The following is a 16,019-nucleotide window of genomic DNA, read 5'->3' on the forward strand; positions in this document are numbered from 1 at the left end:
AAAGTGCGTAAGTTTGGTTACCGGTAACTTACACACTTTATTTTACACTCCCCATGCTCTTCGGATGCTTCCTTCGAAAGCGAGAACTTTTCTTCCAACTTTTCCACTATTTTGTTCCTCGGGATACCTAACTCCGCATAGGCTTCGATCAAAGCCTTTATTCCCTGCTCTAATCCCTCTAGTCTGCTAAGCTCCTTTTCACTGGCTATATGAAACTGTTCATCATATTCAGTAAGAATCACTTCATTCACCTCCGCTCTGTGGGCGATCAGAAATTCCGCGAGAATCCCCTCTTTGATGCAATGGGTTACGGCTTCATCTGCCGCTTCTTCCAAACGCGCTCCCCTATCGAGTCTCTTTCTCACTTCGCCGACAAACTGTGCATATTCCTTCAGTTTATGGCAGTGTTCCATTAACTCCTGATTGCGGCCGATGTTAATTATCTCCTTTTTATTTTACATGAATTGTGAATATGAAGCAAGAGGGCAGCCGATAAAACTGCCGAGATTCGTGCGGTTCTTATGCCGGTTTATTGCTGTCAATCCGCAATCTCAACCGCAAAAGAACGGCGTTTTGTGTATAAAAAGTGCTTTAATACAGAGAATACTGCTCCAAAAAGACAGAATAACTCCTTACTATACTTTTATCGTTACTGTACAGAGATGCCGATAAAGCAGCGTATGCCAGGGCAGAGTATGGTCCTCATAGGGATCCCTTGAAGCCCGCCGGTTCTTATGCTGCGTAGTTTGCAGCGTTAGAACCGCTGCGCGCTTCACGGAGCGAGAGCGCGTCCCTATGAAGACCATACTCTGCCCTGGCATACGCGGGAGGTTTTGGACAACTGTGAACAGTAACCTTTTGCTGAAAGGGCAACCGGCAAATTCCGTATTGCAATCTTCTTCAATAGATGTCATAATGATAAAATGTTACCCGGTGCGGTCTAGTACCTCGTATACCAAATACTGGCTGCCGCACCGGCCTTATGTACAGGAGGAATCGGATTGGAATTAACAGAGCTTTTAAAGGAAAAAGAGAAAATACTTGTGGGCATCGGAAGAGAGTGGAAAAATCGGACCGAGGGCTGTGCGGCGCTGCTGAAACTTCTGGAAGGGAAAGATTTCTTTATAATCACTTCCAACGATGACGGCACGGTCATAAGCTCCGGCTTAGACCGTGAGAAGATCACCTGGCCCAACGCTGAAAGCGGTGAGTACGAAAACTGGGAATCCTATATGAACTGGATCCAGGGGACCTTAAACAGGGAGCTTCTGGTGCTGGAGCTGGGAGAAAACTACAGCAATCCGGCGCTGATGCGCTGGCCCTTTGAAAAGACCGTTTATATCAATCAGAAAGCGGTATTGGTGCGCGTAAACGCGAAATATGCCCAGATACCTGAAGAGATTCACGGCAAAGCGTTTTCCGTCCCGGAAAATTCGGTTGACTTTATTGTGGCCGCCGCGCAATTGTGTTAAAATGATGGAAAACGGCAGGAGGGAAGCGGATGATAGCGATTATTGATTATGACGCGGGAAATCTTCGGAGCGTGGAGAAGGCCTTGCAGTATTTTGGTGAAGAAACGGTGATTTCCCGGGACAGGGATGTGATCCTGGGGGCGGATAAGGTGATACTGCCCGGCGTAGGCGCCTTTAAAGATGCGATGGATAATCTGCACCGGTATGGGCTGACCGAAGTGATCCGGGAAGCAGTTTCCCTGAATAAGCCGTTTCTCGGCATCTGTCTGGGGCTGCAGCTATTGTTTGAGAGCAGCGAGGAGAGTCCCGGAGTGGAGGGCTTAGGGCTGCTTAAGGGAAGGATTTTGAAGATTCCGGAACGTCCGGGGCTTAAGATTCCGCATATGGGATGGAACTCGCTTGAGATCCGGCCTCATACCAGGCTGTTTGAAGGGATTGCGGATTCCTCTTATGTGTATTTTGTCCATTCCTATTATCTGAAGGCCGAAGAGGATGCTATTGTGGCGGCTAAGACAGAATACGGCACGGAAATTCACGCGTCGGTAGAATACGGTCATATATATGCCTGTCAGTTTCATCCGGAAAAAAGCGGTGAGACAGGGCTTAAGATACTGAAGAATTTTGCATCGCTGTAGCGGGAGCAAAGTAGGAAACACACGGAAGTGTACCGGGTCATCAACCTCCGGTTGGCGACTGTAAAGGAGGGCTGCGGATGTTTACAAAGAGAATCATACCCTGTCTGGATGTGAACAACGGGCGGGTGGTAAAGGGTGTTAATTTTGTCAATTTAAGGGATGCCGGCGATCCTGTGGAGATCGCCGCCGCCTACGATAAAGCCGGCGCGGATGAGCTGGTATTTTTGGATATCACGGCCTCCAGCGATGACCGCAGGACGGCTGTGGATATGGTGAGGCGGGTGGCGGAAACCGTATTTATTCCGTTTACCGTAGGAGGGGGCATCCGCACGGTGGATGATTTTAAAGCCCTGCTTAGAGAAGGCGCGGATAAGATTTCCGTAAACTCGTCCGCGATCAGCCGCCCGGAACTGATCAGTGAGGCGGCGGACAAATTTGGCCGCCAGTGCGTGGTGGTTGCCATTGACGCCAAGCGCAGACCAGACGGAAACGGATGGAATATCTATAAAAACGGCGGCCGCGTCGATATGGGCATTGATGCGGTTGAATGGGCGATGAAGGCGGACCGCCTGGGAGCCGGCGAGATCCTTCTTACAAGCATGGACTGCGACGGCAGCAGGACGGGCTACGACAATGAACTGACCGCGGCTGTGGCCGCCAACGTATCCATTCCGGTGATCGCCTCCGGCGGCGCCGGCACGATGGAGCATTTTTATGACGCGCTGACAGAGGGCGGCGCAGACGCGGCGCTGGCCGCATCCCTGTTCCACTATAAGGAACTTGAAATAAGAGAGCTTAAGAAATATCTGGCGGGGCGCGGCATACCGGTCCGCCTGTAACCGGACGATACACACATGAATTAAGGGAGAGCAGCAAAAGAATGGGAGCAATTACAAATGACTGGCTTCAGCCGCTTGAAGCGGAATTCAGGAAACCGTACTACGCGAAATTATATCAGACTATAAAAGAGGAATACGGCCGCAGAGTGATTTATCCGGATGCGGGGGATATTTTCAATGCCTTTGAGTTTACGCCGCTGTCCAAAGTGAAGGTGGTGATCCTGGGGCAGGATCCATATCACAATGCAGGCCAGGCGCACGGACTCTGCTTTTCCGTAAAACCGGATGTGGAGATCCCTCCGTCCCTGGTCAATATCTATCAGGAGCTGCACGATGATCTGGGCTGTTATATACCCAACAACGGATATCTGAAAAAATGGGCGGACCAGGGCGTGCTGCTTCTTAATACCGTGCTGACCGTGCGCGCGCATCAGGCTAATTCCCACCGTGGGATCGGCTGGGAGGAATTTACCGATGCGGCGATCAGGGCGACCAATGAACTGGACCGGCCGGTGGTTTACATATTGTGGGGAACCCCGGCGCGCAGCAAAAAGGTGATGCTGAACAATCCGAAGCACCTGATACTGGAAGCCCCGCATCCAAGCCCGCTGTCCGCATCCAGAGGCTTTTTTGGCAGCAGGCCTTTCAGCAAGGCAAATGAATATTTGGTGAAGAACGGTGAGGAGCCGATTGACTGGCAGATAGAGAATATCTGAGTGAATAGTGGTAACTACGCCTGCTTTTGCACTATTTTTCCCGCCGTCTGAACTGTTACGAATATTGAGAGAGCAAGTTATGTGAGGGAGATCAGACATTATGATTATTGAAATTATCAAAGCGATTATATTGGGCATTGTGGAGGGCGTCACCGAATGGCTGCCCATCAGCAGCACCGGCCATATGATTCTGGTGGAGAGTCTGATGCCGCTGAATGTATCCAAAGAGTTTTACAACATGTTTCTGGTGGTGATACAGCTGGGCGCGATCCTCGCCGTATGCATCGAATTTTTCAGCAAGCTGAATCCCTGGTACGGCAGGAAAAATGCCAAGGTGAAATACGAAACCTTTCAGCTGTGGGGCAAGATCATAGTGGGCTGCATACCGGCAGGCGTGATCGGTGTGCTCTTTAACGACTGGTTTGAGGAACATATGAATAATGTTTATGTGGTGGCCGCCACGCTCATCGCCTACGGCATCCTGTTCATCCTCCTGGAAAACCGGAACAGGAAACGCACTTTCAAGGTAAAGAACACGACTCAGCTGACCTACCCCATGGCATTTGCAATCGGCTGCTTTCAGACACTGGCGCTGGTTCCGGGAACCTCCCGTTCCGGTGCGACGATACTGGGTGCGATGCTGATCGGCGTAGCCCGTACCCCTGCGGCGGAGTTCTCGTTTTTCCTTTCCGCTCCTGTGATGTTCGGGGCCAGCCTGTTAAAGGTAGTTAAATTCATGAAAAACGGCGTATCCATGACCGGCACCGAAGTCGGCGTGCTGCTCATCGGGACCGCGGTGGCATTTGGCGTATCCGTGCTTGCGATCCGTTTCCTGATGGGATATGTGAAAAAGCACGATTTCAAGGTGTTCGGCTATTACAGAATTATTCTGGGCATAATTGTTCTGGCGTATTTTCTGCTGCTGTAAATGAAGGGGAGGGCGCGCCGTGGTGCGCACAGATATCCGCTCCGGCGGGTCATAAAGAAAGGATGAAATCATGGCAGAGCTTAGAATCAGAATCAAAAACAAGGCGGGTGAAATTCTGGCGGAGTCTTTTGGAGAGGACGAGATCTGCCTGGATTACCATAAAGAGTATCAGGAGGGGGATACGGTCTGTTTCGAAACGTCACAGCCGGGCCGCCACTATGTGCTGCAGGCGGATGACGCGTTAGGAGAGGCGCTTGTGTATGTCACAAGACCGGAAGTGGTGTATCGGATCCCCTTCGGAGAAAAACGGATTTCATATTCACCGAAAGTCTTCAGCGGAAGCGGGCATCTGCTGACTGCCCGCACGGCCGGAGAGGAGCAGGTAAGCTGCTACCGCAACCTGGCGTTAAACGTGATGGACCAGCACGGAGATCCAGGATGCTATCCCCATGCTTCGGCCAATGTGGAGACCAGAGGTGAGTCCGTGTTCGCCGCCAGAAACGCGATCGACGGTGTCAAAGCCAACCGTTCCCACGGAGCCTGGCCTTTTGAATCCTGGGGAATCAACCGGCAGGATGATGCACAGCTCACTCTGGAGTTCGGCAGAACCGTGGAGATCGATAAGATCGTGCTCTGCATCAGGGCGGATTTTCCTCATGATAACTGGTGGGAGAAGGCGACCTTTCATTTTTCGGACGGATCCGCTGAGACGGTCAGCATGAAAAAGAGCGATAAGCCCCATGTATTTTCCTTCCCACCGAAAAAGATTGAATGGCTGAAGCTGGGTGAACTGATTAAGGCCGACGATCCGTCACCGTTCCCCGCTCTGACGCAGATTGAAGTATATGGGAAGGATGCCGTTGAACCTGACCACTGCATTTGACATTTTTGTTCGTCAGTCACTCGGGAGGGTAGGATTTACTTTGCGGTCAAAACTGCATGAAAGCGACAACGTTGTTACTTCTCGTGGCTGCCGATAAAGCAGCACATGGCGGGGCGAGAGCGCGTCCCAATGAGGATTATACTCCGCCCCGCCATGTGCGGGCAGTCTGTCAAGAAAAAATACTTGACAGACTGCCCGCATTCGTGTATGATAACACAGGTGAAGAAAATGGAACGCATAGTAGAACAGACCCTGTTATACGATTTTTACGGTGAACTGCTGACAGAACATCAGAAGGCCATCTATGAGGACGTGGTATTGAACGACCTTTCTTTAAGTGAGGTGGCCGGAGACAGAGGGATTACGAGACAGGGAGTCCACGATCTGATCAGGCGCTGCGACAAGATCCTGACGGGGTATGAAGAAAAGCTTCATCTGATAGAAAAATTCATGCAGACCAAATCCATGGTGGAAGAGATCAAATCCCTCGCAGGGGAGTACCGCAGGACAACGGATATGGGATGCATCAGCCGGATAGAACAGATCGCCGGCGAGATCAGTTCCCTGTAGTAAAGTGTGGAAATGAGGTTCATATGGCATTTGAGAGCTTAACCGATAAACTGCAGAATGTGTTTAAGAGCCTGCGCGGAAAAGGACGGCTTTCGGAAGCGGATGTAAAGGCTGCGATGAAGGAAGTGAAGATGGCTCTGCTGGAAGCGGACGTCAGCTTTAAAATCGTAAAACAGTTCATCAAATCCGTTGAGGAAAGAGCTGTTGGCCAGGATGTGATGAACAGCCTGACGCCGGGCCAGATGGTGATCAAGATTGTAAATGAAGAGATGGTCAGGCTGATGGGCTCCGAGACCACGGAGCTTGCCATTAAGCCGGGCATGGCGGTAACCGTGATCATGATGGTTGGACTCCAGGGCGCCGGCAAGACCACGACGGCAGCCAAGATCGCCGGCAAGCTCAAGGAAAAGGGCAAGCGTCCCCTTCTGGTGGCATGCGATATTTACCGTCCGGCCGCGATACAGCAGCTGCAGGTCAATGGCGAGAGGCAGGGCGTGCCTGTGTTTACGATGGGGGACAGCCATAAGCCTGTAAATATCGCCAAAGCGGCGATCGAGCATGCGCATAAGAATAACAATAATGTCGTAATACTGGATACCGCCGGCCGCCTTCATATCGATGAGGACATGATGGCCGAGCTGGTTGAAATAAAGGAAAATGTAGAAGTGGATCAGACCGTTCTGGTGGTAGACGCCATGACCGGCCAGGATGCGGTCAATGTGGCCGGCATGTTCAACGAGAAGATCGGTGTGGACGGCGTGATCCTGACGAAACTGGACGGCGATACCAGAGGCGGTGCCGCCCTGTCCATACGGGCAGTGACAGGCAGGCCGATCCTGTATGTTGGTATGGGGGAGAAGCTCTCCGATCTGGAGCAGTTCTATCCGGACCGCATGGCATCCAGGATACTGGGCATGGGAGATATTCTGACTCTGATTGAAAAAGCGGAGGCGGAAGTGGATCTGGATAAGGCCAAGGAGATGGAGAGAAAACTCCGCAAGGCCGAATTCGACTTCAACGATTTCCTGGATCAGATGGAACAGATGAAAAAAATGGGCGGTTTTACCCAGATCATGGGCATGATCCCGGGTCTCTCCGGCAAGATGAAGGATATGCCGGAGATCGATGACAAGGCGCTTGAACGGCCCAAGTCCATCATACTGTCCATGACACCCAAGGAAAGAAGCAATCCCGATATACTGAATCCTTCGAGAAAGAGAAGGATCGCCAAAGGCGCGGGGGTGGATATATCCGAAGTCAACCGGCTGGTAAAGCAGTTTGACCAGAGCCGGAAGATGATGAAACAGATGTCCGGCATGATGGGCGGCAAGAAGGGTAGAAAAGGGAAGTTTAATTTTCCTTTCTAAATATACTTTAGCATAGAACGTTAAGGAGGTGAACGAAAATGGCAGTAAAGATGAGATTAAGAAGAATGGGACAGAAAAAAGCTCCTTTCTATAGAGTGATCGTTGCGGATTCCAGATCCCCGAGAGATGGAAGATTCATCGAAGAAGTTGGTTACTACGATCCTACCAAGGAACCCAGCGTAATCAAGATCGATGAAGAAAAAGCTAAAAAATGGTTAGCTACCGGAGCACAGCCTACGGAAACTGTAGCAAAACTGTTGAAAATCGCCGGCATCGAGAAATAATCGGGAGGTAGATGGTAATGAAAGAGTTAGTAATGGCCATTGCACAGTCCCTGGTAGAGCATCCCGAAGAAGTTACGGTAACGGAAAAGCAGGATGGCGATGAAACGATTTTAGAGCTGAAAGTTGCTCCCTCTGATGTAGGCAAAGTGATTGGAAAGCAGGGGCGTATTGCCAAGGCGATTCGTGCCGTCGTAAAAGCTGCTGCATCTAAAGAAGAGAAAAAAGTAGTTCTGGAAATTCAATAGAATTGCAGACAATGGGAAACCAAAACGAGGCTGTCGGAGGACGGAAAAAGCGGAAATGGCCGTTTTATCCGTCCTTTGTTCATCCCGTATCACTGTGCGGCCACGGTCTGCGCAGGAAGAGAGGAAAGCTATGGTAGAATATCTGCAGGTAGGCGCCATTGCCTCCACCCACGGCATCAAGGGTGAGGTAAAGGTTTTTCCCACCACCGATGATCCGGCAAGATTTCGCAGTTTAAAGCAGGTGATTCTGGAGGGCCGCCGGGAAAAACTGACGCTTGAGATAGAAGGCGTTAAATTTTTTAAGCAGTTCGTGATTTTAAAGTTTAAAGGCTATGACGATATTAACCAGGTGGAAGGCTATAAGGGCTGTACGCTGTGGGTGCACAGAAAGGACGCTGTAAAACTTGGCAAGGATGAAAATTTCATCGCGGATCTGATCGGGCTTACGGTGACCACCGATGAGGGTACCGTGCTGGGCACCCTGTCCGATGTGCTGCAGACCGGGGCCAACGATGTGTATGTGGTTGAGACGCCGGAGAAAAAGGAACTGCTCCTGCCGGCGATCAAACAGTGTATCCTGGAAGTGAATCCCGAAGAGGGGAGAATCCTGGTGCATCTGATGGAGGGGCTGCTGGACTTATGAGATTTCATGTGATGACACTGTTTCCGGATATGATAGAGAACGGCCTGAAAACCAGCATAACGGGACGGGCCATGGATAATGGCTGTATCTGTTTAAACACCGTAAATATCCGCGATTTTTCGCAGGATAAACATCTGCATGTGGATGATTATCCCTATGGAGGAGGCGCCGGCATGGTGATGCAGCCGGGACCGATCTGCCGGGCATATCAGAGCATTGAGGAGCAGATCGGGAGAGCGCCCCGGGTGATCTATCTGACGCCGCAGGGCCGGGTATTCAGCCAGAAGATCGCGGAGGAGCTGGCAAAAGAAGAGGATCTGGTATTTTTATGCGGCCATTATGAGGGCGTGGATGAGCGCGCGCTGGAACTGATCGTGACGGACTGCCTGTCCATCGGAGATTATGTGCTGACCGGCGGGGAACTGCCGGCTATGGTGATGATTGACTGTATCTCACGGCTGGTGCCGGGCGTCCTTAACAATGAAGTATCCGCGGAATTTGAATCCTTCCATGACAATCTGCTGGAATATCCCCAGTATACCCGGCCGGAAGTATTTATGGATAAAAGGGTGCCGGAGGTGCTGCTGTCCGGCCATCATGCCAATATTGAAAAATGGCGCAGGGAGCAGTCCATCTTAAGGACTCTGCTTCGGCGTCCGGATCTGCTGGAGGATGCAAACCTCTCCGAAAAAGAGAAAAAGTATCTGGCAGAACTTAAGAAAACGCTTGCATAGTCAGGCCAAATATGGTAAAATATAACGCGTTGTGTAGAAGAGAGATGGTCCTCTGTTACAGACTGTATTAAGAACATCCGAATAATAGGAGGTACACATGAACGACATTATCAAAAATATCGAAACTGCTCAGTTAAAAGAGAATGCTCCGGAGTTCAAGGTCGGCGATACCGTTAAGGTATATGCGAAGATCAAGGAAGGCAACCGTGAGAGAATCCAGGTATTCGAGGGAACTGTTTTAAAGAGACAGAACGGCGGCATAAGGGAGACCTTTACCGTAAGAAAAGCATCCAACGGTGTTGGTGTTGAAAAAACCTGGCCGGTACACTCCCCTAACGTTGAGCGTGTGGAAGTGGTAAGAAGAGGTAAGGTAAGAAGAGCGAAACTGAATTACTTAAGAAACAGAGTCGGTAAGAAGGCGAAGGTAAAAGAGCTGGTTCAGTAATCGGAGAGGGGCAAGTACTTATATGGGTATGTTGCCCCTTTATGACTTTTTCGGGGGAGCTGGATTTTAGTTCCCCCGTTTTTGAATTCAGCGGGACGGTATTTTTGCTGCAGGTGACGGTATGGCATTGGATTTTTTTAATACGGTAGAGGAAGAGCACAAACGGCTGAGGGAGATTACCAGATGGATATCGGATGTCGCCATCGTGTTGGCGCTGGCGCTATTCGTCGTGCATTTTTTAGGAAACCGTTATACGATTATGGGCAATTCCATGAGCCCGGTGCTGGAAAATGGAAACGTTGTGTTCATAAATGAATTATGCTATAATTTTTTAGAGCCCGCGCGCCTGGATGTGGTTCTGTTTGAATCGGCGGATGATGAGTCCAGAACCTTTGTGAAACGGATTATTGGTTTGCCGGGCGAGACGGTCCAGATCGTGGACGGTGCTGTCCTTATTGACGGTGAGGCGGCCAGCCTGCCGGACGGCCTTGATCTGGCGGCGATTCCGGGGCTTGCGAAAGACCCGGTCACGCTGGAAGAAAACGAATATTTCATGTTGGGCGATAACCGCGACAGCAGTGAGGACAGCCGCTTTGTGAATGTGGGCAAGGTTAACCGCAGCCAGATAGTAGGAAAAATCTGGCTTAGGGTATCGCCGCTTAGCGAGCTTGGGCTGATACAGTGATATAGTGGAAGCATACTGAAGTGTGCGCGGGTGTTAAACCTGCGCCTGATGACAGCAATAAGGAGAAAAGATGAATTTTCAATGGTACCCGGGCCATATGACAAAGGCCAAAAGGGCGATGCAGGAGGATATCAAGCTGGTGGATCTGGTGATCGAACTGGCGGATGCCAGAGTGCCGGACTCCAGCAGGAACCCGGATATCGATGAGCTGGGGAGAAATAAAGCCAGGCTGATCCTCTTGAATAAAGCGGACCTGGCGGATCCAAAGTATACGGATCAGTGGACAGCCAGGCTGAAGGAAAAAGGCTGTTTTGTCCTGCCGGTGAACGCGAGAAACAACAGCGGGCTGAAGGCCGTGCATGCCGTGATACAGGAAGCCTGCCGCGAAAAGATTGAACGGGACAGAAGGCGGGGAATATTAAACCGGCCGGTCAGAGCCATGGTTGTGGGAATCCCGAATGTGGGAAAGTCCACCTTTATCAATTCCTTTGCAGGAAAGGCCGCTGCCAAAACAGGCAATAAACCGGGGGTGACCAAAGGAAATCAGTGGATACGCCTGAATAAAAATGTGGAACTTCTGGATACGCCGGGCATACTCTGGCCCAAATTTGAGGATCAGAGGGTGGGACTGCATCTGGCGTGGATCGGTTCGATCAGGGATGATATTCTAAATGCAGAGGAACTAGCGGCGGAGCTTATCGCATACCTTGCCGTGAAGTATCCGGGAGCCATAGCGCAGAGATACGGTGTGGAAGAATTGGAAGACAGCTTTCAGACGCTGGCTAAGGTAGCGAGAGCCAGGGGATGTCTGATGAAGGGAAATGAAGCGGATACGAATAAGGCTGCCGGCTTTGTGCTGGATGACTTCCGCAGCGGAAGGCTGGGCAGGATAACATTGGAAATCCCGTAACTTTAAAGGCGGAGGTGCGCTATGCAGATTGACGAACAGGATTTATTTGACGAAGAACCCAAGGTCGAGAAAAACAGCATCGGCAGGGAGATCTTAAGCATATTGATTTATACCGGAGTGATTATCGGGCTGACCTGGCTGATTCTGACATTTGTGGGGCAGCGTACGATGGTGGATGGGAACTCCATGTATCCGACTCTGTATAATGGGGATAATCTGCTGGTAGATAAGCTTAGCTACAGATTTAAGCCGATTGAGCGGTTTGATATCATTGTGTTTGAGTATCCCCATGACAAGGATACCCATTACATCAAGCGGGTGATCGGCCTTCCGGGGGAAACTGTCCAGATCGTGGACGGAAAGATCTACATCAACGGAGAAGTGCTCGATGAGAATTACGGTTATGAAACTATGAGGGACGCTAAAAGAGCTGCGGAGCCCGTCACATTGGGCGAAGACGAGTACTTTGTGCTGGGGGATAACCGCAATGACAGCTCTGACAGCCGGTCCGACCTGGTGGGCAATGTGAAGAAGAGCCAGATTGTCGGCAAGGCATTTGTCAGAATCTATCCCTTTAACCGGATCTGCATCCTCAAACATCAGTAGGCGGTGGTATATGAAAACAATCGGAGAAATCAAAAAGGAGCTGGACGCGCTGCCCGCAGAGGAACTTAAGGCGGGGATCAGCGGATATCTGGACGATCCCAGGGACGGCGTCAAGAAGCTTATGGTTTCAGCTGTTAAGAAGATTGAAAAGCTGGAACAGGAAAAAATCCGGATTGAAGAGATGCGCTTTTTTGAAGAGAAGTACAGTGATTTTTCCAATATCTGCGGTATAGATGAGGCCGGGAGAGGTCCCCTTGCAGGACCTGTGGTGGCTTCGGCCGTCATTCTACCGAAGGGCTGCCGGATACTCTATGTCAACGACTCTAAGAAGCTTACGGAAAAGAAACGGGAAGAGCTGTACGACACGGTTATGGAGCAGGCCCTGTCCGTGGGCGTGGGCATTGTGGGGCCGGATGTAATCGATGATATCAACATACTGCAGGCAACCTATCTGGCCATGCGCCAGGCGGTGCAGCAGCTTGATCCGCAGCCGGATCTGCTGCTTAATGACGCTGTGAAGATATCGGGCATATCCGTAAAGCAGGTGCCGATTATCGGCGGAGATGCCAAGAGCCTGACCATAGCCGCGGCAAGTATCATCGCTAAGGTGACCAGGGACAGGATGATGAGGGAGTATGATAAGATGTTTCCGGAGTACGGATTTGCAAAGCATAAGGGCTATGGCTGCGAGAGCCATATCGCTGCCTTAAAGGAGTTTGGCCCCTGTCCGATACACCGCAGATCGTTTATACATAACTTTTGCAGATATGAGGGATCAGATGCTTAACAAAAGAGAACTGGGCAGCCGCTACGAACAACTTGCGGCTGCTTATTTAGAAAGCAGGGGACTTAAGATCCTGGAGAGAAATTTTTGGTGCCGGTCGGGAGAGATCGATATTATCGCCAGAGATGAGGATACGCTCGTCTTTCTGGAGGTAAAATACAGACAGGACCATCAAAGCGGCTTTCCGGCGGAAGCTGTGACACTTAGCAAGCAGCGGGCGATCTGTAAAACTGCCGCTTATTACATGCTGATACGGCAGATACCGCAGGATTTCCCCTGCAGATTCGATGTGGTTACCGTAGAAGGAGCCAGGGTGGAATGGATCCAAAATGCATTCGGAGGTTTTTAACAGAATGAAACTGGAATTTAAGCGAAAAGACGGAATCAATACACATGCGATCGAATGCCGGGATGAGGGGCCGGTTCCTTATCTGTATTTCCCGCTGCTGGAACGCACCGGCGCGGTGCGGCACGGATTTTCCACAAAGCTGGGAGGCGTCAGCAGGGGAGAGTTCGCCACACTCAACTTCACCTCCACCAGAGGCGATGATCCGGAGGCGGTGGCAGAGAATTACCGCAGATTTGCGGCAGCGATCGGCGTGAACGAGAAGGATATGGTGCTGTCCTGGCAGACTCATACCACCAATATACGGATCTGCACGGAGGCGGACCGGGGGATGGGGATCACGAAAGCCAGGCCCTATGGGGATGTGGACGGCCTTATGACGGACGTGCCGGGGCTGGTGCTCGTGACCTTTTATGCCGACTGCGTGCCGCTGTATTTTTTTGACCCGGTAAAAAAGGTGATCGCTCTGTCCCACTCCGGATGGAAGGGCACGGTGAACCGGATGGGAGAAGTAACGGTTCGGAAAATGCAGGAAGTTTACGGCAGCGACCCTGCGGATATCCTGGCATGTATCGGCCCGAGCATCTGCCGTGACTGTTATGAGATAGGCAGCGATGTGGCTATGGAATTTGAAAAAGCATTTTCTTCCGATTCTCTGCCCGGGATCCTGAAAGAAAGGCCAGACGGAAAGTACCAGCTGGATTTGTGGGAGGCGAACCGCGTTATCCTAAGTGAGGCGGGGATTTTAAAAGACCACGTGGCCGTGACGGATATCTGTACCTGCTGCAATCCGGATCTTTTGTTCTCCCATCGGGCGACCGCGGGCAGGAGAGGCAACCTGGGAGCGTTTTTAAGCTTATGCTGACGGCCGCAGGGCGGGGCTTGCGGGATGTACAGCTTCCACGGACAGGCGCAATAGAAATAAAATGACAGACGGAGGTAATTCTATGCAGGAACCCAGACCGGGCGAGATCTACCGCCACTTTAAAGATCGGCTGTATCAGATCGTAGGAGTGGCGCAGCATACGGAAACAGAGGAAAAGATGGTGGTTTATCAGGCTCTGTACGGCGATTTTAAGCTGTATGTCAGGCCGCTTGCCATGTTTATGAGTGAAGTGGACAGGGATAAATACCCGGATGCCGCCGCGAAATACCGATTTGAAAAAGTGAACGTTAGTGACGGTCAGGATTCGCCTGAACCTGCCCTGAAGAGAAACGAAGAGAACCGTTCCAGGGCATCGCGGACGGAAGATCTGGAACGGTTTTTTGATGCAGGCACCTATAAAGAAAAAATAGAGGTCCTGGATTCGCTGGAAGACACGGTAACGAATTCCATGCTGGATTCCATGGCGGTTTCCATGGACATAAATCTGCCGGAGGGGCAGGTGTATGAACGCTTTATGGCTCTGAAACGCACGCTGCAGATGATGCGGCAGTATGAGGGGCACCGGGAGTAGGAAACGGAAACTCTACGGTTAAAAAATGCCCTGATTATATTTCTTTATAAAAGCCTGAATCTTTTCGGTGGTATTGATGTACTCGCCGAGGGAAACCTCATGATTCAGAGTATTGATGATCACTGCCAGATATTTGCTCATATCCGCCTCCAGATACCAGGGCTTAGTAAGAAGCTCGGGATCGCGGTAGTTGAGATTGGTGGTGATTACATAGTCCAGATAGCCTTTGCTATAGAAATCGTCAAATTTATCGAATCCGTCGGTGAACAGTCCGAAGGTGCAGCAGACGATGACCTTGGAGGCTTTGCGCTCCTTCAGTTCTCTGGCAGTGTCCAGCATGCTCTCGCCGGAGGAAATCATGTCATCGATGATGATGACGGTCTTTCCCGCCACATCGCTTCCGAGAAATTCGTGCGCTACGATGGGGTTGCGTCCGTTAACAACGGTGGAATAATCGCGGCGTTTGTAGAACATGCCCATATCCACGCTTAAGTTGTTGGCAAAATAAACGGCGCGGTTCATGGCTCCTTCATCGGGACTCACTACCATGATGTGATCGCTGTCGATCTTCAGATCACGCTCCTTTGTAAACAGCGCCTTCATAAACTGATAGGGCGGGGTGAAATTGTCAAAGCCGTGGAGCGGGATCGCGTTCTGGACGCGCGGATCGTGGGCGTCAAAGGTGATGATGTTATCCACCCCCATATTGACCAGTTCTTCCAACCCTATCGCACAGTCGAGGGATTCTCTTTTTGTGCGCTTATGCTGCCGGCTTTCATACAAAAACGGCATGACCACATTGACACGGTGGGCAGGCGCCATGGAGGTTGCGATCACCCGCTTTAAGTCCTGGAAATGATCGTCGGGCGACATGTGGTTGACATGGCCGCAGACCGTATAGCTAAGGCTGTAATTGGAAACGTCTACCATGATATACAGGTCGGAACCGCGGACGGACTGATCCATCACGCCCTTGGCTTCCCCGCTGCCGAAGCGGGAACAGTGGCTTTTCACCAGATAGGAATCGCAGTCATAGCCGCGGTATTCCAGGCTTTTTCTTTTCGCTTCCAGCACTTCCATATCATTGCGGCGGAATTTTACAATATATTCATCCACCTTCTGCGCTAAATCCAGGCAGCTGTCTAACGGTGCGATTTTTAACGGTGCGATGGGGATGTTATTTTGATACGTATAATCTTTTGTCATTGGAAACCTCCAGAATGATTTCGGTATTAACAATCTAATTTATACACCAGCCATGAGGGTGGAGTCAAGGCTTTTATGTCATAATTTGCGATAACAGTTCATAATAGGTATTGAGATTTTTCGGATCGGTGTCTATAATGATGATAACAGTCTGATTTTTTTCTGCTTTTCTCTGCTGTATATTGCAGCGCCGGCATATTCTGCCATGATTTCACAAAATAATTATTATGGCAGGGGCATAATGAAGGAGACTCATGCCGCAGA

Annotated in this window: 22 protein-coding genes; 20 read left to right on the forward strand and 2 right to left on the reverse strand. The window is 50.7% G+C overall.

The features are described 5' to 3' along the window. Positions 1-17: 17 nt before the first annotated feature. Positions 18-413, reverse strand: coding sequence for a hypothetical protein (locus DWZ56_RS02390; protein ID WP_118554804.1), 396 nt, complete (start codon positions 411-413; stop codon positions 18-20). 588 nt (positions 414-1,001) lie between these two features. Here DWZ56_RS02390 and DWZ56_RS02395 point away from each other — a divergent pair. The 20 genes from DWZ56_RS02395 to DWZ56_RS02490 all read left to right on the forward strand — a co-directional run bounded on the left by DWZ56_RS02395 (position 1,002) and on the right by DWZ56_RS02490 (position 14,549). Next, a complete protein-coding gene (locus tag DWZ56_RS02395) occupies positions 1,002-1,472 on the forward strand; it encodes a hypothetical protein (RefSeq protein ID WP_243095027.1) in 471 nt (156 codons plus the stop codon). Between the two features lie 29 nt (positions 1,473-1,501). Then, the gene (hisH, locus tag DWZ56_RS02400) at positions 1,502-2,107 is read left to right on the forward strand and encodes an imidazole glycerol phosphate synthase subunit HisH (RefSeq protein ID WP_118554806.1); all 606 of its coding nucleotides are present in this window, start codon (positions 1,502-1,504) and stop codon (positions 2,105-2,107) included. Between the two features lie 77 nt (positions 2,108-2,184). Beyond that, positions 2,185-2,946 carry an imidazole glycerol phosphate synthase subunit HisF gene (gene hisF / locus DWZ56_RS02405; protein WP_118554807.1) on the forward strand — a complete coding sequence of 254 codons (762 nt, stop codon included), beginning with the start codon at positions 2,185-2,187 and terminating at the stop codon, positions 2,944-2,946. A 41-nt stretch (positions 2,947-2,987) separates the two neighbouring features. Then, complete coding sequence (locus tag DWZ56_RS02410) at positions 2,988-3,662, forward strand: uracil-DNA glycosylase (RefSeq protein WP_118554808.1); 675 nt, start codon at positions 2,988-2,990, stop codon at positions 3,660-3,662. A 100-nt stretch (positions 3,663-3,762) separates the two neighbouring features. Beyond that, a complete protein-coding gene (locus DWZ56_RS02415; protein WP_176928539.1) occupies positions 3,763-4,590 on the forward strand; it encodes an undecaprenyl-diphosphate phosphatase in 828 nt (275 codons plus the stop codon). A gap of 70 nt (positions 4,591-4,660) precedes the next feature. Beyond that, the gene (locus tag DWZ56_RS02420) at positions 4,661-5,473 is read left to right on the forward strand and encodes a carbohydrate-binding protein (RefSeq protein WP_118554809.1); all 813 of its coding nucleotides are present in this window, start codon (positions 4,661-4,663) and stop codon (positions 5,471-5,473) included. A gap of 228 nt (positions 5,474-5,701) precedes the next feature. Further along, positions 5,702-6,043, forward strand: coding sequence for a YlxM family DNA-binding protein (ylxM, locus tag DWZ56_RS02425; RefSeq protein WP_199679539.1), 342 nt, complete (start codon positions 5,702-5,704; stop codon positions 6,041-6,043). A 23-nt stretch (positions 6,044-6,066) separates the two neighbouring features. Next, on the forward strand, positions 6,067-7,410 hold the full coding sequence (ffh, locus tag DWZ56_RS02430) for a signal recognition particle protein (RefSeq protein ID WP_118554810.1): 1,344 nt from the start codon (positions 6,067-6,069) through the stop codon (positions 7,408-7,410). 38 nt (positions 7,411-7,448) lie between these two features. Continuing rightward, entirely contained in the window at positions 7,449-7,694 is a 246-nt protein-coding gene (gene rpsP / locus DWZ56_RS02435; RefSeq protein ID WP_118554811.1) for a 30S ribosomal protein S16, read from the forward strand. A gap of 17 nt (positions 7,695-7,711) precedes the next feature. Then, positions 7,712-7,939, forward strand: coding sequence for a KH domain-containing protein (locus tag DWZ56_RS02440; protein WP_118554812.1), 228 nt, complete (start codon positions 7,712-7,714; stop codon positions 7,937-7,939). Positions 7,940-8,069: 130 nt separating this feature from the next. After that, on the forward strand, positions 8,070-8,582 hold the full coding sequence (rimM, locus tag DWZ56_RS02445) for a ribosome maturation factor RimM (protein WP_118554813.1): 513 nt from the start codon (positions 8,070-8,072) through the stop codon (positions 8,580-8,582). Further along, on the forward strand, positions 8,579-9,316 hold the full coding sequence (gene trmD, locus DWZ56_RS02450) for a tRNA (guanosine(37)-N1)-methyltransferase TrmD (RefSeq protein WP_118554814.1): 738 nt from the start codon (positions 8,579-8,581) through the stop codon (positions 9,314-9,316). Before rimM ends, trmD begins: the two co-directional genes overlap by 4 nt. A gap of 97 nt (positions 9,317-9,413) precedes the next feature. After that, the gene (rplS, locus tag DWZ56_RS02455; protein ID WP_118554815.1) at positions 9,414-9,761 is read left to right on the forward strand and encodes a 50S ribosomal protein L19; all 348 of its coding nucleotides are present in this window, start codon (positions 9,414-9,416) and stop codon (positions 9,759-9,761) included. A 121-nt stretch (positions 9,762-9,882) separates the two neighbouring features. Then, on the forward strand, positions 9,883-10,446 hold the full coding sequence (gene lepB, locus DWZ56_RS02460) for a signal peptidase I (protein ID WP_243095028.1): 564 nt from the start codon (positions 9,883-9,885) through the stop codon (positions 10,444-10,446). 70 nt (positions 10,447-10,516) lie between these two features. Beyond that, positions 10,517-11,356, forward strand: coding sequence for a ribosome biogenesis GTPase YlqF (gene ylqF, locus DWZ56_RS02465; RefSeq protein ID WP_118554816.1), 840 nt, complete (start codon positions 10,517-10,519; stop codon positions 11,354-11,356). A gap of 21 nt (positions 11,357-11,377) precedes the next feature. Beyond that, positions 11,378-11,962 (forward strand): signal peptidase I, encoded by a 585-nt coding sequence (gene lepB, locus DWZ56_RS02470; RefSeq protein ID WP_118554817.1) that lies wholly within the window; start codon positions 11,378-11,380, stop codon positions 11,960-11,962. 10 nt (positions 11,963-11,972) lie between these two features. Further along, on the forward strand, positions 11,973-12,749 hold the full coding sequence (locus tag DWZ56_RS02475; protein ID WP_118554818.1) for a ribonuclease HII: 777 nt from the start codon (positions 11,973-11,975) through the stop codon (positions 12,747-12,749). Then, positions 12,742-13,095: a YraN family protein gene (locus DWZ56_RS02480; RefSeq protein ID WP_118554819.1), complete on the forward strand. Its 354-nt coding sequence runs from the start codon at positions 12,742-12,744 to the stop codon at positions 13,093-13,095. Before DWZ56_RS02475 ends, DWZ56_RS02480 begins: the two co-directional genes overlap by 8 nt. Positions 13,096-13,099: 4 nt before the next feature. Beyond that, a complete protein-coding gene (gene pgeF, locus DWZ56_RS02485) occupies positions 13,100-13,957 on the forward strand; it encodes a peptidoglycan editing factor PgeF (protein WP_118554820.1) in 858 nt (285 codons plus the stop codon). Between the two features lie 82 nt (positions 13,958-14,039). Further along, positions 14,040-14,549, forward strand: a complete 510-nt coding sequence (locus DWZ56_RS02490) for a DUF1653 domain-containing protein (RefSeq protein ID WP_118554821.1) — start codon at positions 14,040-14,042, stop codon at positions 14,547-14,549. A gap of 18 nt (positions 14,550-14,567) precedes the next feature. Here the strand turns inward: DWZ56_RS02490 and DWZ56_RS02495 are convergent, their stop codons facing one another. Continuing rightward, positions 14,568-15,755 (reverse strand): ribose-phosphate pyrophosphokinase, encoded by a 1,188-nt coding sequence (locus tag DWZ56_RS02495; RefSeq protein ID WP_118554822.1) that lies wholly within the window; start codon positions 15,753-15,755, stop codon positions 14,568-14,570. Between the last annotated feature and the right edge of the window lie 264 nt (positions 15,756-16,019).

The sequence above is a fragment of the Lachnotalea sp. AF33-28 genome (genome assembly GCF_003477885.1).
GTDB lineage: Bacteria > Bacillota > Clostridia > Lachnospirales > Lachnospiraceae > AF33-28.